The sequence below is a fragment of the Microseira sp. BLCC-F43 genome (assembly GCF_041929235.1).
Classification (GTDB): Bacteria; Cyanobacteriota; Cyanobacteriia; order Cyanobacteriales; family Aerosakkonemataceae; genus Microseira.
Genome location: NZ_JBHFNP010000172.1, coordinates 17571 through 43494 on the forward strand (window position 1 = coordinate 17571; position 25924 = coordinate 43494).

General features: G+C 45.9%; 24 protein-coding genes and 2 pseudogenes. 15 read left to right on the top strand and 11 right to left on the bottom strand.

Annotation, left to right across the window (positions count from 1 at the left end; genetic code table 11):
* Positions 1–93: 93 nt before the first annotated feature.
* From ACE1CM_RS24765 to tnpA, 7 genes and pseudogenes are all read right to left on the bottom strand, one after another.
* Positions 94–300, bottom strand: a complete 207-nt coding sequence (locus ACE1CM_RS24765) for a hypothetical protein (RefSeq protein ID WP_374881335.1) — start codon at positions 298–300, stop codon at positions 94–96.
* A 29-nt stretch (positions 301–329) separates the two neighbouring features.
* Positions 330–932: a hypothetical protein gene (locus ACE1CM_RS24770; protein ID WP_374881337.1), complete on the bottom strand. Its 603-nt coding sequence runs from the start codon at positions 930–932 to the stop codon at positions 330–332.
* Between the two features lie 107 nt (positions 933–1039).
* Positions 1040–1996, bottom strand: coding sequence for a GTPase Era (gene era / locus ACE1CM_RS24775; protein ID WP_374881339.1), 957 nt, complete (start codon positions 1994–1996; stop codon positions 1040–1042).
* A 101-nt stretch (positions 1997–2097) separates the two neighbouring features.
* Positions 2098–4683 (bottom strand): EAL domain-containing protein, encoded by a 2586-nt coding sequence (locus tag ACE1CM_RS24780; protein ID WP_374881341.1) that lies wholly within the window; start codon positions 4681–4683, stop codon positions 2098–2100.
* A gap of 230 nt (positions 4684–4913) precedes the next feature.
* Positions 4914–5060: a hypothetical protein gene (locus ACE1CM_RS24785; protein ID WP_374881343.1), complete on the bottom strand. Its 147-nt coding sequence runs from the start codon at positions 5058–5060 to the stop codon at positions 4914–4916.
* A 49-nt stretch (positions 5061–5109) separates the two neighbouring features.
* Positions 5110–5463 (bottom strand): annotated as a pseudogene (locus ACE1CM_RS24790) (zinc ribbon domain-containing protein); the annotation flags it as partial.
* Positions 5464–5557: 94 nt separating this feature from the next.
* Complete coding sequence (tnpA, locus tag ACE1CM_RS24795) at positions 5558–5974, bottom strand: IS200/IS605 family transposase (protein ID WP_374881345.1); 417 nt, start codon at positions 5972–5974, stop codon at positions 5558–5560.
* 78 nt (positions 5975–6052) lie between these two features.
* Here tnpA and ACE1CM_RS24800 point away from each other — a divergent pair, with 78 nt between their 5' ends.
* From ACE1CM_RS24800 to ACE1CM_RS24825, 6 genes and pseudogenes are all read left to right on the top strand, one after another.
* Positions 6053–6304 carry a hypothetical protein gene (locus tag ACE1CM_RS24800; protein WP_374881346.1) on the top strand — a complete coding sequence of 84 codons (252 nt, stop codon included), beginning with the start codon at positions 6053–6055 and terminating at the stop codon, positions 6302–6304.
* A 171-nt stretch (positions 6305–6475) separates the two neighbouring features.
* Entirely contained in the window at positions 6476–7186 is a 711-nt protein-coding gene (locus ACE1CM_RS24805) for a hypothetical protein (protein WP_374881348.1), read from the top strand.
* A 1012-nt stretch (positions 7187–8198) separates the two neighbouring features.
* Positions 8199–9940 (top strand): annotated as a pseudogene (locus tag ACE1CM_RS24810) (group II intron reverse transcriptase/maturase); the annotation flags it as partial.
* 823 nt (positions 9941–10763) lie between these two features.
* A complete protein-coding gene (locus ACE1CM_RS24815; RefSeq protein ID WP_374881349.1) occupies positions 10764–11273 on the top strand; it encodes a reverse transcriptase N-terminal domain-containing protein in 510 nt (169 codons plus the stop codon).
* A gap of 562 nt (positions 11274–11835) precedes the next feature.
* The gene (gene ltrA / locus ACE1CM_RS24820; RefSeq protein ID WP_374881351.1) at positions 11836–13494 is read left to right on the top strand and encodes a group II intron reverse transcriptase/maturase; all 1659 of its coding nucleotides are present in this window, start codon (positions 11836–11838) and stop codon (positions 13492–13494) included.
* A 12-nt stretch (positions 13495–13506) separates the two neighbouring features.
* A complete protein-coding gene (locus ACE1CM_RS24825) occupies positions 13507–14331 on the top strand; it encodes a reverse transcriptase domain-containing protein (protein WP_374881353.1) in 825 nt (274 codons plus the stop codon).
* Positions 14332–14682: 351 nt separating this feature from the next.
* On the opposite strand, the gene ACE1CM_RS24830 is transcribed toward ACE1CM_RS24825, so the two are convergent.
* Positions 14683–14841: a hypothetical protein gene (locus ACE1CM_RS24830; RefSeq protein WP_374881355.1), complete on the bottom strand. Its 159-nt coding sequence runs from the start codon at positions 14839–14841 to the stop codon at positions 14683–14685.
* Between the two features lie 87 nt (positions 14842–14928).
* Between ACE1CM_RS24830 and ACE1CM_RS24835 the strand changes: the two genes are divergently transcribed.
* The 5 genes from ACE1CM_RS24835 to ACE1CM_RS24855 all read left to right on the top strand — a co-directional run bounded on the left by ACE1CM_RS24835 (position 14929) and on the right by ACE1CM_RS24855 (position 21232).
* Entirely contained in the window at positions 14929–16470 is a 1542-nt protein-coding gene (locus ACE1CM_RS24835) for an RNA-guided endonuclease TnpB family protein (protein ID WP_374881357.1), read from the top strand.
* Positions 16471–16537: 67 nt separating this feature from the next.
* On the top strand, positions 16538–17605 hold the full coding sequence (gene rtcA / locus ACE1CM_RS24840; protein ID WP_374881359.1) for an RNA 3'-terminal phosphate cyclase: 1068 nt from the start codon (positions 16538–16540) through the stop codon (positions 17603–17605).
* A gap of 398 nt (positions 17606–18003) precedes the next feature.
* On the top strand, positions 18004–18768 hold the full coding sequence (locus ACE1CM_RS24845; protein WP_374881360.1) for a hypothetical protein: 765 nt from the start codon (positions 18004–18006) through the stop codon (positions 18766–18768).
* Complete coding sequence (locus ACE1CM_RS24850; protein ID WP_374881362.1) at positions 18765–19871, top strand: WD40 repeat domain-containing protein; 1107 nt, start codon at positions 18765–18767, stop codon at positions 19869–19871. Before ACE1CM_RS24845 ends, ACE1CM_RS24850 begins: the two co-directional genes overlap by 4 nt.
* 80 nt (positions 19872–19951) lie before the next feature.
* On the top strand, positions 19952–21232 hold the full coding sequence (locus ACE1CM_RS24855; protein WP_374881364.1) for an inorganic phosphate transporter: 1281 nt from the start codon (positions 19952–19954) through the stop codon (positions 21230–21232).
* Between the two features lie 79 nt (positions 21233–21311).
* Here ACE1CM_RS24855 and ACE1CM_RS24860 read toward each other — a convergent pair whose 3' ends face one another.
* Entirely contained in the window at positions 21312–21500 is a 189-nt protein-coding gene (locus ACE1CM_RS24860) for a hypothetical protein (protein WP_374881365.1), read from the bottom strand.
* Positions 21501–21678: 178 nt separating this feature from the next.
* On the opposite strand from ACE1CM_RS24860, the gene ACE1CM_RS24865 reads away from it, so the two are divergent.
* The 3 genes from ACE1CM_RS24865 (at position 21679) to ACE1CM_RS24875 (ending at position 24414) form a co-directional block, all read left to right on the top strand.
* Entirely contained in the window at positions 21679–23379 is a 1701-nt protein-coding gene (locus ACE1CM_RS24865) for an EamA family transporter (protein ID WP_374881366.1), read from the top strand.
* A 376-nt stretch (positions 23380–23755) separates the two neighbouring features.
* Positions 23756–23992, top strand: coding sequence for a DUF2281 domain-containing protein (locus ACE1CM_RS24870; protein ID WP_374881368.1), 237 nt, complete (start codon positions 23756–23758; stop codon positions 23990–23992).
* A complete protein-coding gene (locus ACE1CM_RS24875) occupies positions 23992–24414 on the top strand; it encodes a type II toxin-antitoxin system VapC family toxin (protein WP_374881370.1) in 423 nt (140 codons plus the stop codon). Before ACE1CM_RS24870 ends, ACE1CM_RS24875 begins: the two co-directional genes overlap by 1 nt.
* Positions 24415–24449: 35 nt before the next feature.
* On the opposite strand, the gene ACE1CM_RS24880 is transcribed toward ACE1CM_RS24875, so the two are convergent.
* The gene (locus ACE1CM_RS24880; RefSeq protein WP_374881372.1) at positions 24450–24935 is read right to left on the bottom strand and encodes a helix-turn-helix transcriptional regulator; all 486 of its coding nucleotides are present in this window, start codon (positions 24933–24935) and stop codon (positions 24450–24452) included.
* Between the two features lie 219 nt (positions 24936–25154).
* Here ACE1CM_RS24880 and ACE1CM_RS24885 point away from each other — a divergent pair, with 219 nt between their 5' ends.
* Complete coding sequence (locus ACE1CM_RS24885) at positions 25155–25544, top strand: hypothetical protein (RefSeq protein ID WP_374881374.1); 390 nt, start codon at positions 25155–25157, stop codon at positions 25542–25544.
* Here ACE1CM_RS24885 and ACE1CM_RS24890 read toward each other — a convergent pair.
* On the bottom strand, positions 25471–25893 hold the full coding sequence (locus ACE1CM_RS24890) for an RNA-guided endonuclease InsQ/TnpB family protein (RefSeq protein WP_374881377.1): 423 nt from the start codon (positions 25891–25893) through the stop codon (positions 25471–25473). The genes ACE1CM_RS24885 and ACE1CM_RS24890 overlap by 74 nt on opposite strands.
* Positions 25894–25924: the final 31 nt, after the last annotated feature.

Here is a 25924-nt window from a genome sequence, read left to right on the forward strand (position 1 = left end):
CATGCGATCGCGCAACTCTACTTTGGCGGTGGTAGTGGGTAATTGGTAATTGGTAATTGGATGATTTGGCGGTAGAATTCTGACAATTACCAATTAGCCAAAAAGCTTCATGCAGGACTTACGCACGACGAACCCAGAAATCAGAGAAACAAAGGTGATGGGTAGATCGCTAGTTCCAAAGCCAGGATTTTTCAGAGAAACAAAGGTGATGGGTAGATCGCTAGTTCCAAACCCAGGATTTTGCCGAGAAACAAAGGTGATGGATAGATCGCTAGTTGCAAACCCAGGATTTTTCTTCATATCACCTTAGTTTCTTTGCCTAAGTCCTGTCATGGCTGAACCATCCAGACTAAAAATCCCAAAATTTGCTCCACTGGCGGCAGCGGATAAATAGTCAAATCGATAGTCACCTCATTGCCAACAAGCTTGAGAAATTCCCACTGAATACCATTACTAACAGCACCATAAATAGCAGGCAACGCTCTTTTCTTCGCCTCGTTAAATCTTTGAGCAGCGACCATTTCAGCCACACACTGACCGATACCAGTTTTCAGATCTGCTTGTTTGGCTTCCACAATTACAACTGCTGGATCTTCAATTTCCAACAGTTCACTTGAACGACTAATCAAAAAGTCGCAACGTCCATTCAATCCAACCGATTCATCTACGCTAAAATCTTCCCCCGAGAATAGGCTAATTTGACGATTCAAAATCCGCCGTACTTCTACCAAAACAGGACTAATAACTAACTCAGATCTAGCTTTCTCGCTACCTGTCGCCACAGCAAGCGGCAGAGTCTCTTCCAGAAAAGCTGCCAAAGTAGCACTCGGGTGAATAGGAGCAATTTCAGGTAAAAACCTAACTCCCTCCACTGTGGTTAAATTGAACGCTTCTTTAACCTTGGTGATAGTAGTAAATTGGCTATACGGCATAAATTTTTCCCTCAAGCTTTACCACCGAAGTACAAGATTACTGTTGGGTTTCTTTCCCTCAACCCAACCTACTCCTCTTCCCTCTGCGTCCTCTGCGTCTTGGCGGTTCATTCTTTCTCCACTTTATATCCCAACTCCGCCAAACGACTCCGAGATTGTCTCCACTTCGGTTCCACTTTTACAAACAATTCCAAATAAATCTTCCCAGCAATTAACTTTTGCATTTGCTCCCGCGCCGCACTGCCAATTGCCTTCAACATACTACCCTTTTTCCCAATCAAAATCCCTTTTTGGGAATCTCGCTCAACGTTAATTGCTGCAAAAACGCGGGTAATTGCTGGTTCTTCTTCTACCTTTTCTATCGTTACTGCTACCGAATGCGGCACTTCTTCCCTGGTTAATAGCAGAATTTGTTCGCGAATTAATTCCCCCATAATAAAGCGTTCTGGCTGGTCTGTAACCAAATCTGGGGGATAATAATAAGGACCTGATTCTAATTTTTCAATTAATAATTTTTGCAGTGAATCTAATCCTTCTCCGGTTATTGCCGAAAACTTGACAACACGCCATTTTTGTGGTTCTGCCAACTCGTTATAACTGCGATCGATTTCTGGGGAATCTTGCGCTAGTTGGTCGATTTTGTTTAGCCCTAAAATCACCGGAGTTTTGGTATTTTCTAGCAATTCGGCGATGAAGCGATCGCCACCCCCCATTTCCACCGATCCATCCACGACAAACAGCACCACATCCACGGATTTAATCGCGATTTGGGCATTTTGCACCAACACTTCTCCTAACTGGTGATGCGGCTTATGAATTCCCGGTGTATCGACAAAAATCATCTGGGCTTCTGGCGTTGTCAAAATTCCCCGCAAGCGATTTCGCGTAGTTTGAGCAACTGGCGAAGTAATCGCGATTTTTTGCCCCACTAATTGATTCATCAGCGTGGATTTTCCTACATTGGGGCGTCCGATAATACCGATAAACCCTGACTTGTATCCCTCCGGTGCAACGGGGATACTGAAAGTAAAATCTTGTTCTATAATCTCTTCCTGGTCGCTCATTTTATTGCAGATTTCAGATGGCAGATTTACATTTTAATACAATGTTCATTTAAAGTCAATTTAACTATTTCAAATTTCAATTAAATCTGCAATCTTAAATCTTAAATCTTAAATTTTCCTCCCTCTGCTTGCTTTATACACAGATTGGCGGCGGCTTCAGCGGCAAGAGGTTTGCTCAAGAAGTAACCTTGAACGTCATCGCACTTTACCTCTCGTAAAAATTCCAATTGTCCTGGTGTTTCTACTCCCTCGGCTATTACTTTTAAGTTTAACCCATGACCCAGAGCAATGACTGCCTTAATGATGGGTGCGTCGTCAATAAACGAGCGATCGATTTTCAGCGTACTTAAGGGAAATCGTTTCAGGGAACTGAGGGAAGAATAGCCTGTACCAAAGTCATCCATTGAGATGTAGATGCCCATGTTTTTTAAACTTTGCAACACCGAGATGGTAAAATCTATATCTTGGATCGCAGTAGTTTCGGTAATTTCTATTTCCAAGTAACGCGGTTCTAGCCCTGTTTCTGCTAAACTTAGAGCTATTTTCTCGAGCAAATTTTGTTGCATAAACTGACGTGCTGAAAGATTCACTGCCATACGTAGCGGCGGCAGTCCGGCTAACTGCCAAGCTTTATTTTGAGCGCAAGCCGTCCGCAGCGCCCATTCTCCAATCGGGTTGATCAATCCGGTTTCTTCTGCGAGTGGAATAAACCGATTGGGAGGAATTAATCCTTGTTCGGGGTGCTGCCAGCGAATTAGCGCTTCCATCCCCACAATTTTACCAGTTTTTAAGTCGATTTGGGGTTGGTAGTGCAAGAGAAATTCTTCCCGTTCTAAGGCTTTGTATAAATTGTTTTCTAAGACCATTTTTTCCAGCGCTTGAGTGCCAATAGAAGGGGTGTATAGCTGGTAATTATTCCGCCCCTGTTGTTTGACTCGATGCATAGCGGCATCGGCATTTTTGAGCAGGGTTTCTACATCTTCGCCATCGTAGGGAGCTAAGGCAATTCCAATGCTAGCTTTGATATAAAATTCACCCTGACCCTCAATCTGAAAAGGTAAGTTAAAAACAGACAAAATTCCTTGGGCAATTTGAGCCGCTGATTCGGCACAAACAATGGGGGATAGCAATAGGGTAAATTCATCGCCGCCCCAACGAGCAATTGTGTCAGATTCGCGCAGGCATTTTTTGAGTCGTTGGGCAACATCTTGCAGCAAGCGATCGCCTACACCATGACCCAAGGTTTCGTTGATTTTTTTGAACCCATCTAAGTCTAAAAATAACACTGCCAAAATTTCTCCTTTTTGGTGGGTATTTGCCAGTGCTAAACCAAGTCGGTCGTTAAATAGCAACCGATTAGGTAAACCCGTTAAAATATCGTAAGAAGCTTGATGCCGGAGCGTGTCTTCTACGCGCCGTTGCATGATGGACATGTAAACGTGAATTCCCAGGGTTTGAGCGAGTTTTATTTCATTTGCATTCCACGCTTTAGCTTGTCCAGTTCTGATTTCTTGCCATGTTTCAAATGACCGCCATTGAGGCAAATTCTGCGAGGATTGATTCCACCTTCCTGCCCATAATGTTTCGGTTTCAATTTCATTGCGGAAAATGGTGATGCACCCGATGCATTGTTGTTGATACTGTAATGGCACTATCAGTAGGGAGCGAATCGAAGTTGATGCAAAAGCAGGCAGTAAATACTGAAGTTGAGGTTCTTGGTAAAGATCGCTAATGCTATAGACGTGCGAGAGAATATTTTTACTGGCAAACACCGGCAAAATCGAACATTTACAATCTTCAGATACCGCTTTACCTTCGCAGTTACAGCTGATAATTTGTTGCCAAAAAGGTGTTTCTTCAATCTGCGCTAGGTTTGGTTGATCGCCCCAAGTATAAAGTTGAGCAGGCTTACCCGTTGGCTCGGCTGTAATATACAATCTAGCACCAGAACCTTGTAAAGCTTTTGCTATTTGTTCCAAAACCGTTTGCTTTTTGTGTTTCAGGGGTAGCGGTGAATGGAGAATGCGGTTAATTTGGTTAATTATGACTTCATCCCTTGCTTGTTGTTGCGCTTGCAAAAGTAGATTGTACTGCGCGATCGCAATCGAAACTTGATCCACCAGCAACTGCACTATCTTTAACTCGCTTTCTGAAAATTGTCGCGGTTTAATCTGGTGGCAAGCTAATAAACCCCATAAGTTATTTTCATATAAAATCGGCACGGTCAGCGAAGAACTTACCCCCATCGCCGTTAGATACTCAACGTGACAAGGGTCTACAGGTAAATAGCGAATATCTTCCGTTACCAGACTTTCTCCTGTCTTAGGACAATCTAACTGATAAAGCATTTTCCGTTGCGAAGCCACATCTACAATCACCCGCTGGCGTGCTTTCACAAACATCTCCCGCACATGGGGGGGAATGTCGCTAGCTGGGAAATGCAATCCCAGCAGCGAGGGTAAGCACTTACCCCGGATCGACTCGGCGATGACTTCGCCGCTACCATCCGCATGAAAGCGGTATATTTTGACGCGATCGCAAGCCATAAATTTGCGTATTTCCTCCACCGTCGCCGTCAAAATCTCTTGCAGATCCAAAGAGGCGCGAATGCGGCTGACAATCCGATTCAGCAATCCCTCTCGCCACGATCCTAGCCTTCCCGGAAGTGCCGCTTTTTTACTAACCATGCGGTTCAACCTACCAATCTAAAGTTAATTACCCCAGAGTGAAACAGATCTGTTTTTTCAATTAGTGTTAACTCAATTTGAAGAAAAATTAATTAAAAAAAAATTAATTTTCTTCTAATTGTATTCCACTTTACATTTACTTGCTTTTTAATTAAAAAAATTTTACTTAATTCAAATAAATTATTAAATTTTAGAATAAAACTCTAGCTTTTGTGCTATTTGCTAACATACTATTTTGGCTCTTTGTGTTTCACAACTTTTTCTAACTTTTGATAGGTGACAGATCGCCTTGGCTCGACTAAAGAGTCAATCCCGTGTAGGCAGCAAAAGCAGGACTTACCCACGACCTTGCCATCACCAAAGTTTCTTTGTTTCATAGAAACCCGGTTTCTTTGCCTAAGTCCTGAAAAGTTTTCTACCAAACACTTAAACGCAGGTTGCTTTGACATCCTCACGGGAAGTCAACGCCACGGTGATTCCTGGGCCTGACGATTTAGATTTCTGCTTCCTTCGATTGCTGGACTTTCGCAACTGCGCTTTAACCTCATGGCTATCAGGTCTTACGTTCGCGACGGAGTCTGTCACGGTGTGTCCCACCGCCAAAATGTTTCGCGCTGCGTTGATGTCCCGGTCGTGGTGCGTTCCGCAGTTGGGGCAGTCCCATTCTCGGATACTCAACGGCAACGATTGGACAATGTGACCGCAACCTCCACAGCGTTTGGAACTGGGGAACCATCGGTCAATCTTCACCAAGGTTCGACCATACCACTTGGCTTTGTACTGGAATCACACCATCAACAAGCGGGAGCGTGGTAGCTCCCGGTTTTTAAACGGGGGCCCAAACGCGAAGCGGCAAATTTATTTGCCGCGTTTTTTATTTCTTGCTATGGTGCGGATCGTTAATATAGGCCAAAATAACCGCCGTCGAAACCTTGCCAGTAGTATCGTGAAAATAGCCCCTAGTCCACATAGAAGGCATCCGTTTCAAATGGGGATACTTAGCCCTCAATTCATAAGAAGATCGTCCCTTAAAAGCCTTCACCACTTGCGCTATTGAATGGTCGGTATCGTATTCTACCAACAAGTGAACGTGGTCTGGAGCTATTTCTAAAGCCTTGATAAACCAGCCATGCTCGACAGCAACATCATTCAATATCTTGTAAAGATCGTTTTTAACCTCTCCTACCAACACCGCGCGCCTACGCTTTGGTATCCAACACAAGTGGACAGTAGCACAACCAATGCTGTGAGCATATCTACGGTACTTCCTGTCAGCTAAATCTACTGTCATGTTGTTTACCCCTGCCTATTGACATCTAGCTGTAAATCAAGTTATCCTTTTCCCCAGGTCGATGTCAACACAGTTAAAATGGCTAAAAGTACCACTCCATCATTCATAACAACCATACCTCTCGTCGTTACAAGTTCTGCCGAAGCAGAGTTGCTATCCCGCTGGCAAGCAGGTCGGCAATTGTATAACGCTTTACTAGATGAGGCAATGGCAAGGATGAGGTTGGTACAAATATCTAGCTATTACCAGATGGCGAAAACCTTACCAAAAGGGAAAGCTAGAACAGAAGCCTTTGCTGCGGCTAGAAAGCAATATAGGTATTCAGAATAGGACCTACAAGCTTATGCAACCATCGCAGCCAATGCTGCCAAATGGATTGCTGAAAAAGTTGACTCCAATAACCAACAAAAGTTAGCTAACCGCGCCTTTCAAGCCTCGGAAAAAATCCTGTTTGGTCGAGCTAAAAAGGTAAGATTTAAGCTGAAATATCGATTTCGGATCATGGAAGGCAAGACCAACAAGCAAGGCATCAGATGGGTTGGAGAACAGTTAGTTTGGGGGAAACTCAAACTTGCTGCACTGATTGATAAAGACAATCCCGTAATAATGCATGGCTTAACCAGCGAAGTTAAATACGTCCGCATTCTTTGGCAAGAGATTCGCGGAAAACGCCGTTGGTACGCTCAGCTAATTAACAAAGGGTTGCCCGATCAAAAACCAGCTAACTTCGTCACTCCAGGAGTGGTAGGAGTTGACCTAAACATTTCCAATGTGGCTTACGTTGCAGACAACAATGCTGGATTGTTGTCATTTGCAGAAAGCGTCCCGACTTACGAACGGGAAATATCCGCACTTCAACGTAAAATGCAGAGGTCGCAAAGGCAAGCTAATCCTGGGCATTATGAACCTGATTTCATAGGCGGCAAGGGACGCAAAAATATCCTGAAACAAGGCAAGCATAAAAAAGGGTATCGCAGGTGGAACAAGTCCAAGCGATACCATAAGCTTGCTGCTAAAAAGAGAGAGCTAGAACGTCGTAAATCTGAGTATGCTAAGTCTCAGAATAGGCGGCTAGTTAACAATATTTTGAGAAACGGAAACAAAATTAAAATCGAAAAGGTTTCTGTACGTTGCTGGCAAAAGACTTGGGTCAAAGCTATTAATGCTAAATACCCCGGATTCTTTCAATCAGAACTGAAGCGATATCCCTGAAAATGCTGGAAGTTCATTCTATCAGTTTTAGACTGCAAAAACCGCACTATCTCAAACTCATTTGACGGGCGAACGTGTGAAGAAATCGCTGTCAGATAGAGTGCATTACGATCGATCCGGTGCAGTCATGCATCGCGATTTAATGAGTGCGTTTTTCAGTCGTTAGGTGTATGACGATGAGTTGTCATGGCGGGATGCTCAGCTTGAGTATCCTTGGATGGAAACTACCTTGCTACGGGCAGTGCGATTCGTTCACTCGAAACCTTTTCAAGGGGGATGAGTGGCAACAGTAGAGTAACCCAATTGGGTTGAGTTCGCACTTTAATCCTCTACTGATGACAACTTACTATCCATGTAGGTGAGGAAACCTAGTCGAGCAACTGCGAAGACAGCTAGGGGAAAAATGGGAAAAAAATGAAGGGTCACTCCGACATTATAACCCAATCCAGAAAACACCAAACCCTACCGTCCTGGTGCGGGATTGAAAGCACACAGACTACCAAAATTATGGTAGCCCCTACAGAGGAGACTGACTATCAAATCTGTAAAGCGGGGGTGAAAGCAGGAATAGGTGGTAATAGCTGAAAGCACCTACTGCAAGCAAGAGAATATGGGTAGAAACAGCTAATCATCGATGAACCATCGAAAACCAGGATCAGGGGATATAAGCTAATAGGCTCTCAGCCTAACTCCTGAGTCGGAAATAGCCGACAAAGGTAAGGAATATCAGGTTTTGCCCACCGAGATAGCGCACTTCCTAGACCCTCGATGGAAAGATGAACCCTAAAATCTCAATCAATCGATAGTAGGAACGAAGTAACCTCCCAAAAGCTCCTGATCAAGGTCGATTGATCAGGTAGGCAAGTCTTGCCAAAAGCCAAGGGTAGGTGGGATGGTTCAAGAAGCTTTTGCCTAACCCGAAATAACGGGTAATGCCTGAAAAGGGATGGCGTAACTGCCAGGATAAGCAGACAACAACCGCAATATGTGAAAGCTAGAGTCACCAGTAGTGATGAACAAGCCTAAATCAGATTCACAACAGAATACTGAGGGATGGAAGGCTATCAATTGGCGCACAGCCGAAAGGTACGTCTTTAAGTTACAAAAGCGAATCTACGCTGCTTCACGTCGCGGCGATGTCAAGCTAGTACGCAAACTCCAAAAAACGTTGATCAGGTCTTGGTCTAATAGGGTCTTATCGGTACGTCGGGTTACACAAGATAATACTGGCAAGAAAACGGCGGGAGTGGATGGAATCAAAACACTATCCCCAGAAGCACGTTTTGAACTAGCAAGTCAACTCAAATTAACTGGAAAATCCCGCCCTACTCGTAGGGTATGGATACCAAAACCGGGGAAAGAGGAAAAACGACCATTAGGAATACCCACAATGTACGACCTCGCGATGCCGCGCGGTGGTGAAAACTGCCCTTGAGCCAGAATGGGAGGCAGTCTTCGAGCCTAACAGTTATGGCTAAAGACCAGGAAGGTCATGTCACGATGCGATAAAACAGATTAAAAACTGTATTCAGAACAAAGCTAAGTACGTGTTAGACGCGGATATAGCCAAATGTTTTGACCGCATCAACCACGAAGCCCTGCTCCAAAAGTTGAACATCAAAGGTAAGGTCAGGCAACAAATAAAAGCTTGGCCCAAATCTGGGGTAATAGACACTGGAGCATTTACTGCTACATCTCTTGGCACGCCACAGGGTGGGGTGATTTCGACCTTATTGGCAAACATCGCCCTCCACGGGCTTGAAAATACGCTCAAGGAATATGCCAAAACTATAGACTGGAAAAAGAAAAACGGCAGTCAACATAGCTGGCAAAATAAAACAAAATCCTTGAGCTTCATTAGATACGCCGATGACTTCGTGGTTATACACGAAGATAAGCTCGTCGTCCAAAGATGCCGGGAGATAATCTCGGACTGGCTAAGTGGTATAGGTCTGCAACTGAAACCCGAAAAGACTCGGCTAACTCACACACTCCTTCCAGAGTTAAGTGAGGATGGTTTTGCTGGATTTGACTTTCTAGGTCATCACATACAGCAATACCCTGCTGGTAAATACCGAAGTCCAAGAGACACCAAAGGTAGGATATTGGGTTACAAAACACTCATCACCCCAACGAAGGAAGCAAGTAAGGTACATCAAGAGCAAATTGGAAGAATCATCAGAAAACATAGGTCATCGCCCCAAGCGGCACTAATAAAAGACCTTAACCCTGTCATAAGGGGATGGGCTTCCTATTACGCAAACTCCGACATTAAAAATGTTGGAGAGTCATCAAAACAAGACAATCTCACCTACCTGAAACTCCGTAGATGGGCAAAATACCGTTGTGGAAACTCCAAGGACGGACATAAAAAGTACTGGACTACCATCGGCGGTAATAACTGGGTATTCGCAACCAAAAAGGGAGATGGAAACCCCCTTTGGTTACTAACACATAGTGAAATAGCTTGCAGTAGCAATAACTATGTGAAAGTTAAAGGCGAAAAAAGCCCCTACGACTGCGACTCAGTTTATTGGAGTACAAGACTAGGGGAACACCCTGAAATGCCTAGTAGAAAGGCGCGCGTTGCTTAAACAACAAAAGGGTAAATGTCTGGCGTGCGGACTACACTTCCTTGAATGGGATGTGATGGAAGTAGACCATAAAATCCCTAGAGCAATAGGCGGCAAGGATGAATGGAATAATCTGCAACTATTACATCGGCATTGTCACGATGAAAAGACTGCCCAAGACTTAATAGAAATATGGAAGAAAGAACACTCAAAGTTCCTCAAGAAACTGGCTCAAGAATGGAGCAGATATGAATGGGAGTGGATTGACGACATTCCGACCATTAAGACACAGGCAGTTAAGAAGTCCTGTAGTGACAAAAGGAAGCACATTGAGTACCCTTGTGCGGGGAAACTCGCAAGCACGGTTTCGGATGGGAGGGAGAGGCTAGTAATAACCTCTCTCGACCCTACCGGGTGGCTTCAGAACCATTAGAGGTTGTGAAACTCTCAAGATGATGGAGGTGCAAGTCCTCCCTGCCAGGTATGGGCATGACTCCCAATCTATCCACAGTGACCAGACAAGGAATTCTGGAGGCTGAAGCTGGAAGTAGGGCGCAATCAGAGGTTGACCGAAACCACACTGGCGCTAGGGGCTTTCCCACGGTGAAACATAGCCTAAAAAAGCAACTTAAGAACAAGCGGGACGGAAAAGAATACTACCCCCGACAGAGCTAGAGCTAATACCCGCTAGCTTTTTCCCTGAGACTAGCCATACCAGGGGTATCTAGCAGTTGAATTGGCTGCACCTATAGGAACAAGACAATCACTTGAGGGAACGAATAAAAACGGGTCTAAGGTCCTTGGGACGGTCGAACCCAAGGTAGGCAAGACGAGATGCCCAATCCCTTAGACACGGGTAGGATTGGGCGTAATTGCTCAAAGGCAATCAGAAGACACTTGCCAGGAGTAGAGAATGATTAGGCACGGCAAAAGCGAAGCGTGAATTTTGGAGAAAGTTACCCTGGAAGCAATTTCGGCGTAACCTATTCCGCCTACAAATGAGAGTGTACAAAGCTATTCGAGCCAATCACCTGCGAAAAGCCAAGTCATTACAGAAGCTAATTCTGAAATCCCGCGCAGCAAGATTACTGGCAATCCGTCAAGTAACACAGCTAAATGCAGGAAAGAAAACACCAGGTATTGACGGCAAAGCGTCCCTGACGCATCAGGAACGCCTAGATTTGAGTGAGATACTCAAATCTTTTGCTAACACCTGGAAGCACCAAAGGTTGAGAGAAATTCCCATACCAAAAAAGCATGGGTCAACCCGGATTCTCAAAGTGCCTACTATAGCTGATAGAGCATGGCAATGCCTAGTTAAATTCGCTATAGAACCTGCACATGAAGCAACATTCCATGAACGAAGCTATGGTTTCAGACCAGGTAGGGCGGCACATGACGCCCAGAAAATCCTGTTCAACCATTTACGAATGGAAAAAACAAACAAGTCATCGAACTTGACATCGAGGCGCGACCTGAAAGGGTCGTTTAGTAAGGGAAGCCGTCTTCCCTAGCGGATTCACACCCGCTACCCTCACGTAAAAGACTCGTCAGAGTCCGGTCACGACCGAGTAGGCAACGAAACAGTCGGAGTGCAGACCACGCAAGTAGCCAAAGCTAGCAGCCTAAGCTGGTCAGGAGCAAGAGGGTAATTTCCTCTGGTGAACGCAAGTAAACTGTCATTTAAACTGCGTTACTAGTGAAGAGCCATATAAATAAGGCTGACAGGCTCTAACCAAAAGGTACGTGGAATGGATTTATGGCTTTCGATTCCATAAGTCGTGTGAACGATACTTCCACCGCAGAATAGACAGCACCTAACGGAAATTGAAAAACTAGACGATACAACAGGGTAAGCCCTACTGGGTCTATCGAAGGTCGATAGCGATAGTAAGCCAAAGGTAACTGAGGCAGAAATCCCAGGAGGATAAAGGATGGAAGAAAAAGCGAATGCTGGCTTGTAACGAGTCAGATAGGGGTTGAAACATTACCACTGACTGAAAAGAAAGCTGACTTCTTCTGGGTCTTATACGGAAGTGAATCCAACAAAAGGAATCAAATCTGAGGACAAGTTAGATGGTGTCAAATACGACAACAAACAGACTGAAGAAACGACTTGAAGATGGGGACCAGGTTAGCTGGAGAAAGGTTAACAAGCTCGTTAGAAACCTGCGTCAGAGAATCTTTCGTGCGAGAAAACAAGGTGACTTCCGTAAGCTACGAAGCTTACAGAAGTTGATGTTACGAAGCTACGCCAATTTACTGTTGTCAGTTCGACGTATCACCCAGACAAATCTTGGCAAAGCTACGGCAGGAATTGACAAAGAGATTGTCAATACCCCTCAAGCCAGGGTGATTCTGGTAAACAACTGGGATGGGGGAAACCTCAAACCAACCCGGAGGGTAGAGATACCCAAGCCCAACGGCAAGAAACGACCGCTCGGCATCCCGACCCTGGGTGACAGAATCGAACAGGCAATAGTAAAGAATTCGCTAGAACCTGAATGGTCAGCCGTATTCGAGCAACACTCGTATGGCTTTCGACCGGGAAGAAGCTGTGACGATGCCATTGAACAATGCTTTAACAAAGTAGGGTTCAACCGTGCAGGTGGACATAGGTGGGTTCTAGAAGCTGACATCAAGGGATTCTTCGACAACATCGCCCATGAATCTATCCTGAATATGGTGAGTAACTTTCCTCAACGAGAACTGATCAAAGGATGGTTAAAAGCGGGGTTTGTGTTCCAAGGGAAACTAAATCCTACGGAACAAGGCACACCACAGGGAGGAGTTATCTCACCTCTACTTGCCAACATCGGATTGCATGGCTTAGAAACATTTGTAAAAGCCACCAATCCGAAACTTGGGGTGGTACGGTATGCCGATGATTTCATCGTTACGTCTAGAGACAGGAAAAGTCTCGCAGCTGCTCAAACCCTGATACAAGCATGGATGTCCGAACGAGGTCTTGAGTTAAGCGCTCAGAAGACGGTCATCACGTCAATCGAAGATGGCTTCGACTTTCTGGGGTTCAACTCCCGGCACTACGATGGCAAACTTCTGATCAAACCGTCCAAAAAGAAGGTGCTAGCCTTCTGCAAGCGGTTGGGGGAAGAAATCAAAAACCTGAGTGGTGTAGAACAGGAAGTCCTAATCAAGAAACTCAATCCAATTCTCAGAGGTTTTGCTAACTACTACAAAGGGGTTGTGAGCAAAGAAACCTTCAGCTATATCTCCTACAGATTATGGCAATACCTTTGGCGTTGGGCAAAGCGTAGACACCCCAACAAGAATACTTCATGGGTACGCAAACGTTACTTCAAGACCATCAAAGGCGTTAAATGGGCGTTCGCTTGCACCACAAGCGACAGACGGGGTAAGGACAAAGAACTTGTCCTTTACCAAATTGCATCTACTCCTATCGTGCGCCAGATAAAAGTCAAGGGTGACGCTAGCCCCGACGACCCCTCGTTAAAAGAGTATTGGAACAAACGCCACCAGAAGCTTGGGAAAACCTACTTCGATAAAGGCACTAAGCTCTATACGATAGCAGAAAACCAATGTTGGAAGTGTCCAAAATGTGGCGAACCACTATTCAACGGAGAGGAAGTCGAAACCCATCACATATTACCTGTTGCTGAAGGTGGAACAGACGACGTGGAAAACCTTCAGCACTTACACGTACCGTGTCACAAGCAGGTACATAAAACCCAAGTCAAATCTCGCTTGAAGTAAGACTTGAGCCGGATGAGCTGGAAACTCTCACGTCCGGTTCAAAGGGGAGGGGATAGGGGCGACCCTCGAACCTCACCCGACAAATGCTTCGACCGGATAAACCACTCATCCATCATGGAACGACTGATCGCCCCATTAGGCATAAAGCTCGGAATATTCCGATGCCTTAAAGCAGGAGTCAACCCAGAATTTCCCGAACAGGGAACCCCTCAAGGCGGCGTAGTCAGTCCGCTACTCGCTAACATTGCGCTCAACGGGATAGAAGATATCCATCACTCCGTCCGATATGCGGATGACATGGTTATTATACTCAAACCCAAAGATGACGCCGAGGCAATACTTGCACGTATCAGTCAGTTTCTTGCGGAACGCGGAATGAAGGTTAGTCAGAAAAAGACCAAACTAACCGCTACGACAGACGGGTTTGATTTCCTTGGCTGGCATTTCAAAGTGCTTTGCAACGGGAAGTTTAGATGTATCCCTTCAGTGGAAAACTGCAAAACATTCCGTCAGAAAGTAAAACACATCGTCAACAACTCGAATTATGGTGCTGCGGTCAAGGCTGAGAAATTAGCCCCCGTAGTCAGAGGTTGGAGAAATTACCATCGCTACTGCAAAATGAATGGGGCACGGTTGTCACTGTACCACATTCAAAACAGAGCCTTCAGCGTATTTAACAAGGAAACGAAACACAATCGTGAATCTAGCAAGAAATTACTGGACAAAGCGTTCCAATCGGTTCCTTACTCTGAAAACAAACACATCAACGTCAAAGGGGATAAATCACCATTTGACGGAGATATTGTCTACTGGAGTGAGGGCAATAGCAAGCTCTAAGATGGCGAAACCTCTTTTGCCCTAAAACGGCAAAACCATATCTGTGGATACTGTGGACTAAAGATGCTAAGTGACGAGAAGGTACATCTCCATCATGTACATGGAAACCACAAAAATTGGCAGAAAAACAACCTTCTAGCTATTCATGAAAGCTGCCACGATTACATTCACATGAGCAAACGCGAAAGCTAAGAACATCGGCAGCTGGGTGCGGGGAAAGCCCGCACGCCCAGATCTAAACGGGAGGGGCGGGGAATAATATCCCCCCTCGACCCAACCTCAACAAAGGCACGCGGGAGCGAGGTCACGCCCCCCGTCAAGAGACCGGGGAGGAAAAGCGACGCGGCGAATTTATTCGCCGTCAAGTTCTCTAGACATTATTTCAATCACTTCGCTGACGCTTGTATTGCGGTTTTTTGCTACTTTTTGTAATTTTTTCCACGCGGTAGGAGTCAACATAATCCTATGAGGTTGCTTGACTTCTTCGTGAAAAACTGGCTGATTTCTCATTCTTTTTTTACCTTTTTCCATTGACATAGTCTAGAATATGGCTATATACTGAATGTAGGATAACAGAACAAAGGAGGTGATTCAACTATGCCACGGAGTACAAAACCATCATTCGTTTTAGAACTGCCATTAGTGGTAAACAGCAACCATGATTTTGAGCTACAAGCTGGGTTGAACGCATCAATGTGTTTGTATAACAACGTGGTGGGAGAAACTTACAAGCGGATGCAATTGGTGCGTAACTCCGAGGCATATCAGGCAGCTAAGAAGCTCCCCAAGGATAAGAAGAAAGAGCGTGGCGAAGCTTTCAATAAAGCGCGTCAAGCTTACCGACTTACAGAGTACGAAATACAAGCTTACGCTAATCGAGCAGCTAACGACTCAAAATGGATTGCCCAAAAAGTAGATTCCAATACTCAGCAGAAGTTGGCAACTCGTGGGTTTAAAGCGGTTGAGCGCGTACTGTTTGGTAGAGCAAAAAAGGTACGGTTTAAGGTTCAAACTCGTTTCCACTCAGTTGAGGGTAAGTCAAACAAACAAGGTCTTAGGTGGGTAAACGACCGGGTTGTGTGGGGCAAGTTGCAATTACCCGCAATTATCGACTACAGCAACGAGGTGATTCGGCACGGTCTTTCAAGTCCCGTCAAGTACTGTGGCCCGCTCCGAAGGGAACTAAACGGGAAACGTCGTTGGTTTGTCCAGTTGGTGCTAGAAGGCTTACCCTACCAAAAAGAGAAGAATAACGTTGCCGATGGACTGATTGGGTTTGAGATCAATATAAGTAACATCGGTTACGTTGCTGACAGTCATGCAGACTTGCTTCCCTTTGCGGAAGGTGTTCCTACCTACCAGAAGGAAATAACCGCACTGCAACGCAAGATGCAACGGTCACAGCGTGTCGACAATCCGGACAATTACGAGCCGGATTTTGTGGGACGCAAGCGACGTAAAACCGTTGTCAAAAAAGGAAAGGTCAAGAAAGGTAAAAAACTCCACTGGAAGAGAACCAAGAATTACCAACGAGCGGCACATAAAAAACGGGAATTAGAACGCCGTAAAGCTGCTTACGCCAAATCTCAGAATAGGAGAGTAGTTAACGAAATTCTGAGACATGGTAAACATATCAGGACTGAAAAAGTAAGCGTTAAGGGTTGGCAGAAACGTTATGGAAAAGCCATCTCTACTAAATCCCCTGGATTTGTCCAATCTGAATTGAAACGCAAAGCCCAGAAAGCTGGCGGATCGTTCACAACGTTCGAGACGAGAAAAACGGCACTGTCACAAATGCATCTAACGGGGAACCGCATCAAAAAATCCCTGTCAGAACCTGTGCATCAAGATGAAACTGGCGTTGTGATGCACCGAGATTTGTTCAGTGCGTTCTTGAGCAGGCACGTAAATCAGGATGTGTTGTCATTGCAAGATGCTCGCGATCGGTATCAAAGGCTGGAGTCAGTCTTATTGGAGGCGTGGCAACGTTCAATAAACCGCAAGCAAGTAGGCGCGTCTGAAAACAGGAAGTCTGATTCTCCCTCCGAGCGGTTCTCCTATAAGGGCAAAAAGGTTGACCAGATAGCTAGCAAGGGCGAAAAGTCAACCCCAAATTTGCCTGAATCCCCGTCTCTTTAGAGCGGGGAGTGGCTCAATCCCACGTCTTACCAATTAGCAATTAGCAATTAGCAATTAGCAATTACCAATGATAATAATTGACGGTTCCTACGGCGAAGGCGGGGGACAAGTACTCCGAACTTGCCTCAGCTTAGCAGCAATAACTGGCGAAGCAATTCGCATCGAGAACATCAGGGCCGGACGCCCGAAACCCGGACTGGCGGCGCAACACCTCACATCCGTGCGCGCAGCAGCCGCTATTTGTCAGGCACAAGTGCGGGGGGATAAACTCGGTTCGACCATGCTGGAATTTATTCCCAGTAGCCCTACTTTGGCGGGACAGTATAGTTTTGATGTGTCCGAAGCGAGGGAAGGCGGTTCCGCAGGTACGGTAACGCTGGTTTTGCAAACGATTTTGTTACCTTTGGCGCTAGCAAAAGGCGACTCAGAAGTCACGTTGCGCGGGGGAACCCACGTTGCTCACAGTCCTACACTGAGCTATATCGAACAAGTTTATCTGCCGGCGATCGCTCTTATGGGTATCGCCGCTAGCGTCAAACTAATTGCTTGGGGTTGGTATCCCCAAGGCGGAGGACAAGCGCACCTGCGCGTATCCGGCGACAGTACCCTATGCGGCATAACTTTATTAGAGCGCGGTCCCTTGCGCCTGGTAGAGGGATTGGCGGTGGTAACCCAACTTCCTGCCCACATTCCCAACCGCATGGCGCTGCGAGCCGACAATATCTTACGCGAAAACCAACTCAGAGCCAATATCAAGCCGCTGCGGGAACGAGGTGTTGCACCGGGGGCGGGTATTTTCCTGCTTGCTGAGTATAAAAATAGTCTGGCTGGGTTCAGCGCTTTGGGGCGCGTCGGGCTACCGGCGGAAAAAGTTGCCGAAATCGCTTGCGAGGAATTACTGAATTTCCATGAAAAAGTAGCACCCATCGATGTTCACCTAGCAGATCAGATACTGTTACCAGCAGCTTTAGCATCCTCGTCGAGTCAGTACCGCGTCGCCCAAATCAGTACCCACCTGACCACCAATGCTTGGGTGATTCACCAGTTTGGCTTAGCCGAGATCGAGATCGACCAAACCAACCAAATTGTAACGGTGACACCGGCATCGGCAAAGACAAGGGAGAATTCAACCTAATTTCTGCCCCACCTTCCCCACTTTCTCTTCAAACATGCCGTGAAAAAAAAGCTCCCCTCTCCCTTTTACAGATATGTAGCATCGCCAAGTGCAATTGGTATTTATAAAGAATCCATGAAGCCAAGGGAAAGCGAGTTTGATTGTGCTACGAAATTAATGGCTGGAAAATTCGGTTTTTTGCCAAAAAACTCGGTGTGACTTCCCAACTGACCCTTCACACTAACTTGACAAATCCTTGCTTACGGATATGCCATTGCTGGAAGTGAGGAAAAAGCCAGGGATTGAAATACTGAAAATTCCTTATGCACCGCGTCAGTTCTAAACAAGATATTTCAGAGAATCTACGCTGGTTGGGGCTCGCTCAAACCGATTAAGCTGTCAGTATGGGGAGCAAAAATATGTGTAAAATAACACCGGAAGAACTAGAATTAGAAAACAAGCAAGCACAGCTGGCTGCACTGGAAGCCGCGCTGGCTGAACGGGAGTTAGAGTTGACAACACTTGAGGCAAGGTTACACGCCTTTGAACGGGAATACCTGCGAGTCGTTGGGGTCCGATATGGGAAACTCGAGGAAATCGAAGCTGAAATTGCTAAATATTTGGCATTTTTGCACCCAAAGGACGAGATCGCTGGCAAGCAGGCGGTTCTAGCATCGGAGAAAGCGCAGATGTCCAAGCGTGCTTGCTCCCGCGCATCTTCACCGCCAAATTCTCACCCTGGGGAAAGTCTGAAGAAACTTTATCGCGAAGTTGCCAAACGCATACACCCAGATTTGGCAACGGATGAAGTAGAACGCCTTCGCAGGCAGAAACTCATGGCACTGGCGAATCAAGCCTATGAGAACGGAGATAAACAGAAACTTGAGGCCATTCTTCACCAATGGGAACACAGCCCTGAGTTTGTCAAAGGGGAAGGCATCGCAGCGGAACTAATTCGCGCGATTCGCAAAATTGCCCAAGTTAGGGAGCGATTGAATGCAATTGAAACAGAAATTAATACCTTAAAACAATCGGAACTTTACCTGTTAAGAGACAAAGCGATCGATGCAGGTATCGAAGGACGCGACTTATTAGCAGAAATGGCATACCAACTTAATAAGAAAATTGCCAGAGCAAAAGGATGGCTAGAAAAATTGAGAACTAACGTAGGTGTGTGTGCATGAATAATAATAAACTACAAAAAAACAACGATCTGGTTCCAACAGAGCATCGAGATCTGACAAAGTCTTCCAGAGCGGTGATTCACAGGGGATTAGATTTAGCAAGAGAACTGAAGTCTGAAATACCAATAAACGTTTACAAGCAACAGACTTATACCCAGCCGTTAACTCAAACCTGGAAATGCGTCAGCACCCTCGTAGGGCATTCCTATGGGGTTTATTACGTCGCCTTCAACCCGGATGGAAAAACTTTAGCCAGCGGCAGCTACGACTACTCGATCAAAGTTTGGAATCTTGACAACTGCCAGCCAATCTGCACTGTGGAGGATAATTCTCGCTGGTTCTTTTCCGTCGCCATCAGTCCGGACTGGCAAACGATCGCTACTGGCTGCGATAGCGGGGCGATTAAATTGTGGCAGCTCTATACGGGCAACTCAGTTGGCATCCTGGCGGGGCATTTCATGGATGTTACTTGCGTTGCGTTTAGCCCGATCCCCGTCACATCCCCCTTTTTAAGGGGGACAGCAGGGGGATCCCAAGGGGGGATTCTGGTTAGTGGCAGTTTAGATAACACGATCAAACTATGGCACCCAGACAGGGGTGAGGAAATTCGCACCCTGACGGGACATGATGGCGAAGTTTTTTCCGTTGCTATTAGCCCAGATGGACAAACCCTTGTCAGCGGTAGTTGGGACAATACGATTAAGCTGTGGGATCTAGACACTGGGGAAGAACTTCATACCATTTTTGCTCGTAATGTTCGGTACATTGCCATTAGTCCAGATGGGCAGACGCTTACCGCTGGCTGTGCTGACGGGACTGTCAAATTGTGGCACATCGGTACGGGCAGTCTACTCGACGGCTTTACCGGGCATAAAGACGGCATTCGGTTTCTCGCGTTTAGCCCAGATGGAAACACTTTAGCCAGTGCTAGTGAGGACAATACGATCAAACTTTGGCATTTAGCAACGGGGAAAGTTCTTTGCACCCTGCGGGGACATTCAGATCGCGTTCGTTGCGTTGCTTTTAGTCCAGATGGAACTACTTTAGCCAGCGGCAGCGATGATAATACGATCAAGATTTGGCAGTTATCGCCGGAATTGTAAATCGCTTTTCCTACCTCAGCTAGAACACCCTCTGCTTTCTGACTCGCTAAACTATCGATGTCTCCTTCTTTACCGACGACATGATAGTTCTGGTTGCCCTGCTTGCCTTTTACCTCGCGTTTAACCTGGGAGCCAACGACGTTGCCAACTCGATGGGAACTTCCGTAGGCTCGAAGGCGGTTACCTTACGGCAAGCACTGATAATTGCCGGTATTTTAGAATTTACGGGTGCTGTACTATTTGGCAGTGCGGTTTCCGAAACCCTCGCCACCGATATCGTCAACCCAGTTTTATTCGCCGCCACACCAAAAGTTTTGCTCCTGGGCATGGTATCGGTACTGATTGCCTGCGGTTTATGGATGCAAATTGCTACCAGTTTTGGGTTGCCAGTATCATCTTCTCATGCGGTTGTGGGCGCCATCGCTGGTTTCAGTTGGGTAGCCGCCGGTATTCGCGCCGTTGATTGGTCTTCCATCGGCATTATCACCCTCGCCTGGATCGCCACGCCCATTGTCAGCGGCGCGATCGCTTCCGGGTTTTACAGTATAATCAAGCACTACATCCTCGACAAACCAGATCCCCTGTTTCGCCTGCGCGAGTGGATTCCTTGGCTATCAGCCGCACTGCTAAGCGTTGTTGGCGTCATCGTCTTACCAACGGTGAGTAAACCGATACAAGTATTTCTATGGAATAATTGGGGACTAGCCCTACCTGCCCACGATATTCCCTTGGGATTGGGAGCGATCGCATCGGTTACCCTGAGTTTAGTCAGTTGGCGACAATTAGAAACCAGACAGACAAAGGAAAGATCGCCAATTACCAATTACCAATTACCAATTACCAATCCAATTGAGCGTCAACTAGGTAGATTTCAAGTACTGAGTGCTTGTTGTGTCGCGTTTGCCCACGGATCGAATGATGTGGGGAATGCGATCGCCCCTCTTGCTGCGATCGCCTATATCCGTCGCACGGGTAGCGTCCCCCTAGCCAACTTTAGCGTTCCCTTATGGATTTTAGTACTGGGTGGTTTAGGGATTGTTGCTGGGTTAGCGATTTGGGGCAAAAACGTCATTACCACAGTAGGAGAAAACATTATTCCCCTCAAACCCAGCGGCGGTTTCTGTGCCGAATTAGCCACCGCCACGACGGTTTTACTCGCTTCCCGCTTAGGTTTGCCCGTCTCCACCTCTCACGCCCTAGTTGGCGGCGTTGTAGGGATAGGAATGGTGCAAAATTTCCGCTCCATTCGTTTTAGCACGCTTCGATCTATTGGGAGTGCGTGGCTGACTACTATTCCTATTACCGCCGCTTTAGCAGCAGGTATTTTTAGCGTTGCTAATTGGGTAATGGGTAATGGGTAATTGCTAATTGCTAATTGCTAATTGCTAATTGCTAATTCTCCTGGAGCTCACCTGCTCACCTGCTCACCTGCACACCTGCCTACCTGCTAGGCCGGGCGGTTTCGTCCGATTGCTGTAATTGCCGCACATCGGCTTCTAGGGCGGCGGCGTGGCGCTCCAAAATGGCTTCCAAATCTTGAAAGTGTTCTTGAGGCGATCGCAATCGTCTATACTCCAGATCGGTAACGACTTCTGGAAAAATTCTGTATCTTTTTTGACTAAAAATCAACTAAATCCTGCTGTTGGCACGCAGATCGAAAGCAACGCACAATACTAAAACAAAGCGCGGCTTTCTTGGACAGATTGGACAAGGATACCGGAAATATCGCAAAAAAACGGAGATATTGCAAAAAAGCAGGGTATAATCCAGAATTTTGACGGCAAATTGGCAAGAGGTAGACAGAAAAATGGTGCCACAGGACAATCAATCAGAAGATTGGGGCGAAGATAACGCCAACGCAGCAGAAGACATGCTGAGAACCGTATCGCAAGAACTGCAAAGTATAAAAGATAACTGGCTGAACGATATCGATCGTCTGCGAGGCGAGAAATCGAGGTTGGAGGCTGAGATCGAACAGATGCGATCTACTCAGCAACAACTCAAATCCCAGCAATCAGGTGTCTTAACCCAGACAACCCAAGGCGATCAACAACAAGTATGGGCGCAGCAACTCGCCGGGATATTAGCAAATCACCTGCAAGAGCGACTGCGCCAGCAACTAAGTCAATCCACAGGGGAAGCACCGCAACCATCCGCCACACCGGGGGAATCGACCGAAAATACGTATCGGATACTATCTTCGGTCGATTCTACCCTCAGCACCACCTTAAAAGCCCTGCAACAGGATGTCAGCAGCTATCAAAGCGCCCTCGCGCAACAGCTGGGACGAATGCAAACCCTAGAACAACAAGGGGAAGCGATTTTAGAAGCGCTAGTTAGTCGCCTGAAAAACCATCTTAAGACAGCCCCTGCACCCCGTCCGATTACGATCGACACTCCCCAACCCCGCGTCGAAGCACCATTACCAGCGACTCCTGTAGTCGAAACAACGCCACAACCAGTAGCGCCTCCCCCACCAATAACAATTGGGCGTCCCACTTTAAATAGAGGTTTTTGGCTGATACTAATGTCATCTTTGGTACTGGCGTTTCAAAACGTCGTTACCAAGATTATTTTGGTCAAAAAACCCGTGTTTATTTTGGGTAGTTTGGGCGGATTTGTGCAACCAACTGCTGGTAACGCCCTGTTAATTCTACTAATGCGAATGACAATAGAATTACCCCTATTGTTCTTCGTCGCCCGTTTGCTTTATCCCAGAGCATGGCGAGATTTGAGGCAATTGTTGAATAAAAGTCGGCGGAAATCCCTGGGATGGTTGCTGGGGACTGGGTTTACTTTATTCCTATCTCAGTTTTTCTTCTACATAGCGCTGGGGAATATTCCCACAAGTATCGCTACCACCATTTTCTTCATTTACCCCACGGTAATAATCCTGTTAGATTGGCAACTTTTTGGTTCTCGTCCTTCACTTTCCCTAACCTTAGCGACGATGAGCATTTATTTGGGAGTGTTTCTGAGCTTGCCTTTCCAACAAGGGATAAAAGATAGCAACTTGTGGCTGGGAATTACAACTGCGCTCGCATCTGGAATATCCTTAGCGATATACGTAATCTTGAGCAGAATTTGCGCTCAAAAACTCAAGTTACATCCTTTACCCTTCAGGATAGTTGACTGCACAACCATTTTAGTCTTGTCGGCTTTAAGCGTCCAAATCGCCAATATGATCCCGCTTAAAATCCTCGTATCCAACGTACCCCCAAACATGTGGAATTCACTCTGGATATCGACGGGAATTTTGGCAGTTGCAACCTTGCTTGGTCTGGTGCTAAATCACTTTGGATTGCGTCAGATAGGCTCTCCCATCGCTCCGATGATTGGGGCTATAGTTCCCGCTTTGACAACGCTTTTGGCTTGGGGATTAATCGGGGAAAATTTGATGCCGATTCAAGCAATTGGAATTGCCATAGTCACCTTGTGGGTATTGGGAATTAGCGCCGAAAACGTGCAGCGAATGATGGCGAAAAAACCCGCACCAGCAAATCGCTAAATACCAGCGTAGGGTGCGTTAGCGACAGCGTAACGCACCTAAAACGACTAAAGTCGCGCCTACACAAACAAAGGCCACCTGCGCGGTCTATAAGAATTTGGTATCATCTGCCAGAATGTTACTAATAAAAGCCTGCATAAAAAATACCAGCGTAGGGTGATCTCTTCGACAGCGTAACGCACCTAAAACGACTGTAGGCGAAGCCTTCCCGCAGGGTAGTCGCGCCTACACAAACTTTGACCGCCTACGCGGTCTATAAGAATTTGGTATCATCTGCCAGAATGTTACTAATAAAAGCCTGCACAAACTTTGACCGCCTGCGCGGTCTATCATCTGCCATAATGTAACTAAATACAAGACTTGGGATGAGGGCGCGATGACTGTTCAAGAAATAATTGTAGAAAAACTCAATACTCTGCCATTGGAAAAACAGCAAGAAGTACTCGATTTTGTCGAGTTTTTGCAAGCACAAATGCAAAAAAGAGACTTACCAAGTCAAAACGAGGGGCAACCAGTATCAGTTTTGACCCTGGCTGAGAAGTTTATTGGCTGTGTGGAAGGGCCAGGTGACCTTTCAACTAACAAAAAATATATGGAAGGGTACGGATCTTAATGAGGCAAAGGGTATTACTGGATACAGGGCCATTGGTGGCTGCCATTGATCGCCGCGATCGCTTTCACAACTGGGTAACAGCGGAGTTGGCTACAATCGCTTCCCCATTATTGACTTGTGAAGCCGTTGTTTCAGAAGCATTGTTTCTGTTACGGAATGTTTATGGGGGTCAGGAAGCACTGATTTCCCTCGTTAGTACTGGAGCAATCCATATACCTTTTCGCCTGAATGAAGAATTTATCCGCATAGGGGAATTACTTACCCGTTACCAGTCTGTACCGATGTCTTTAGCTGATGCTTGTTTAGTGCGAATGTCTGAACAGTATTCAGGAAGTTCTGTGTTAACTATGGACAGCGATTTTATAATTTACCGCAAGCATCGCAATGAAGTAATTCCTGTTATTATGCCTCAAGATGTATAGGGGTGGGGCATCGATCGCATCCCTAATCGCAACCATCAAACCTTACCATTTGTATCTATATCTTCTATTCCTGGAGGTTCTGACGGTGAGGACGCTACTATTCGCAGGTTAATATCAACTATTACCTTATGCTTATCAATAGTTATATTGGCTCTTTTTATTAAAAATTCTAATGGTAAACAATCACTTGATTCGGATTGGGTAGAGGACTGAGTTTTATATCCCGCTTCCTGAAGCCATTCAGTAATATTTCTCCAGTTTTCTACCTTTTCATCGCCTCTGCCCACAAGGTTTTTAACATATAAATACAGAGTGTTAGAAAAGTCAACCCCAATCCCCTTAACACTCTTATTCAACCTTTCCGCTATTTCAGTGGGACTGTAACCGCACAGCAATCCTCGCAAGTGTAGCTTTTCTACGGGTGTCAGACGCTTCCCCTTCGCCGATGCTAGATCTGCGTACAGGGTTTCTAAATCCCAGTTATTTGCGGCTTCGGCAAACTGCGCGTCAATGGATGCCATTGCCTAAATTCTCTATAAAAAATTTCCTATTCTAATCCTAACATAACTCCTAATGCTTATTAGATTACGATTAGAACTAAAGACAGATAGTCTAAATAAAGACAGATAAATGATGCATATTTACGTGTACATACGTAGATAGCAACGGCTTGCGGCCTGTGTGCGAGTTGCGATCGCCTGTTCTTAAGATTGCTAAAAACTACCGTTAGGAGTCTTTTAATGCCTTCGTTTTACCCTGGTCAGAAAGCTAATGAACTTGCTAAGGAAGCACAAGAGCGATACGAACGTGCTGTTGAACAGCTCAAAAGAGAGGAAGCAGCCACAAACAAGTTGGCAGAAGAGTATGGTCAACTCCAACTCAATGTCATAAGAGGCACAATTAAGCGCTTTGTTGACTTCCTTGAGCGCACTGGAAGGAAAGCTTCTGAAAGTGAGAAGCGACTTTTAGAAGGGATGGACTTTTCAGTTCAGCAAATCCAGGAGTACAAAGCTGCGGCTATAGGAGCAGAAAAGTATTTCGTGACAACTCCCACCGCTAACCGCAAGCGGTGTAGCGGGGGCTTCTTAAACTCACGAATAAGAGTTCCTGCTTCACGGGCTGTCTACTGACTAAGCCTCCACAGGCAGCAAACGGTTGTCCTACCGTCCGTTTTAAAATGTTAAGCGATGCGTTCAAATCTCTGGACAAACTAATCAAACAATTCGGACAATTATGAACTCGAACCGATAAATCTTTAACGACTCTTTCACCGCAATTAAAACACTCAATACTTGTCCCTTTGGCATCACAGGCTTGAGTATGCTTGCCGCGTCTTACCGCTACTGCTTGCAAAATATTCAAGAATGCGCCCCAAGCCACATCCAGTATCGATTTAGCTAATCTAGTTCTAGCCAGACCTTTGATATTTAATTTCTCGAACCCAATCAAATCGTAATTTAAACATAACCAATGAGCCACCAAATAATGAAAATCTTTCCGTTGTCTAGCA

Excerpts from the sequence above, each read along its gene's own strand:
- ACE1CM_RS24885 (WP_374881374.1), top strand. The coding sequence starts at position 25,155 with ATGCCTTCGTTTTACCCTGGTCAGAAAGCTAATGAACTTGCTAAGGAA.
- rtcA (WP_374881359.1), top strand. The coding sequence starts at position 16,538 with ATGATAATAATTGACGGTTCCTACGGCGAAGGCGGGGGACAAGTACTC.
- tnpA (WP_374881345.1), bottom strand. The coding sequence starts at position 5,974 with ATGACAGTAGATTTAGCTGACAGGAAGTACCGTAGATATGCTCACAGC.
- ACE1CM_RS24825 (WP_374881353.1), top strand. The coding sequence starts at position 13,507 with ATGAGCTGGAAACTCTCACGTCCGGTTCAAAGGGGAGGGGATAGGGGC.
- ACE1CM_RS24870 (WP_374881368.1), top strand. The coding sequence starts at position 23,756 with ATGACTGTTCAAGAAATAATTGTAGAAAAACTCAATACTCTGCCATTG.
- ltrA (WP_374881351.1), top strand. The coding sequence starts at position 11,836 with ATGGTGTCAAATACGACAACAAACAGACTGAAGAAACGACTTGAAGAT.
- era (WP_374881339.1), bottom strand. The coding sequence starts at position 1,996 with ATGAGCGACCAGGAAGAGATTATAGAACAAGATTTTACTTTCAGTATC.
- ACE1CM_RS24835 (WP_374881357.1), top strand. The coding sequence starts at position 14,929 with ATGCCACGGAGTACAAAACCATCATTCGTTTTAGAACTGCCATTAGTG.
- ACE1CM_RS24865 (WP_374881366.1), top strand. The coding sequence starts at position 21,679 with ATGGTGCCACAGGACAATCAATCAGAAGATTGGGGCGAAGATAACGCC.
- ACE1CM_RS24845 (WP_374881360.1), top strand. The coding sequence starts at position 18,004 with ATGTGTAAAATAACACCGGAAGAACTAGAATTAGAAAACAAGCAAGCA.
- ACE1CM_RS24765 (WP_374881335.1), bottom strand. The coding sequence starts at position 300 with ATGAAGAAAAATCCTGGGTTTGCAACTAGCGATCTATCCATCACCTTT.
- ACE1CM_RS24805 (WP_374881348.1), top strand. The coding sequence starts at position 6,476 with ATGGAAGGCAAGACCAACAAGCAAGGCATCAGATGGGTTGGAGAACAG.
- ACE1CM_RS24875 (WP_374881370.1), top strand. The coding sequence starts at position 23,992 with ATGAGGCAAAGGGTATTACTGGATACAGGGCCATTGGTGGCTGCCATT.
- ACE1CM_RS24830 (WP_374881355.1), bottom strand. The coding sequence starts at position 14,841 with ATGAGAAATCAGCCAGTTTTTCACGAAGAAGTCAAGCAACCTCATAGG.
- ACE1CM_RS24855 (WP_374881364.1), top strand. The coding sequence starts at position 19,952 with ATGATAGTTCTGGTTGCCCTGCTTGCCTTTTACCTCGCGTTTAACCTG.
- ACE1CM_RS24785 (WP_374881343.1), bottom strand. The coding sequence starts at position 5,060 with ATGAAACAAAGAAACTTTGGTGATGGCAAGGTCGTGGGTAAGTCCTGC.
- ACE1CM_RS24800 (WP_374881346.1), top strand. The coding sequence starts at position 6,053 with ATGGCTAAAAGTACCACTCCATCATTCATAACAACCATACCTCTCGTC.
- ACE1CM_RS24850 (WP_374881362.1), top strand. The coding sequence starts at position 18,765 with ATGAATAATAATAAACTACAAAAAAACAACGATCTGGTTCCAACAGAG.
- ACE1CM_RS24770 (WP_374881337.1), bottom strand. The coding sequence starts at position 932 with ATGCCGTATAGCCAATTTACTACTATCACCAAGGTTAAAGAAGCGTTC.
- ACE1CM_RS24880 (WP_374881372.1), bottom strand. The coding sequence starts at position 24,935 with ATGGCATCCATTGACGCGCAGTTTGCCGAAGCCGCAAATAACTGGGAT.
- ACE1CM_RS24780 (WP_374881341.1), bottom strand. The coding sequence starts at position 4,683 with ATGGTTAGTAAAAAAGCGGCACTTCCGGGAAGGCTAGGATCGTGGCGA.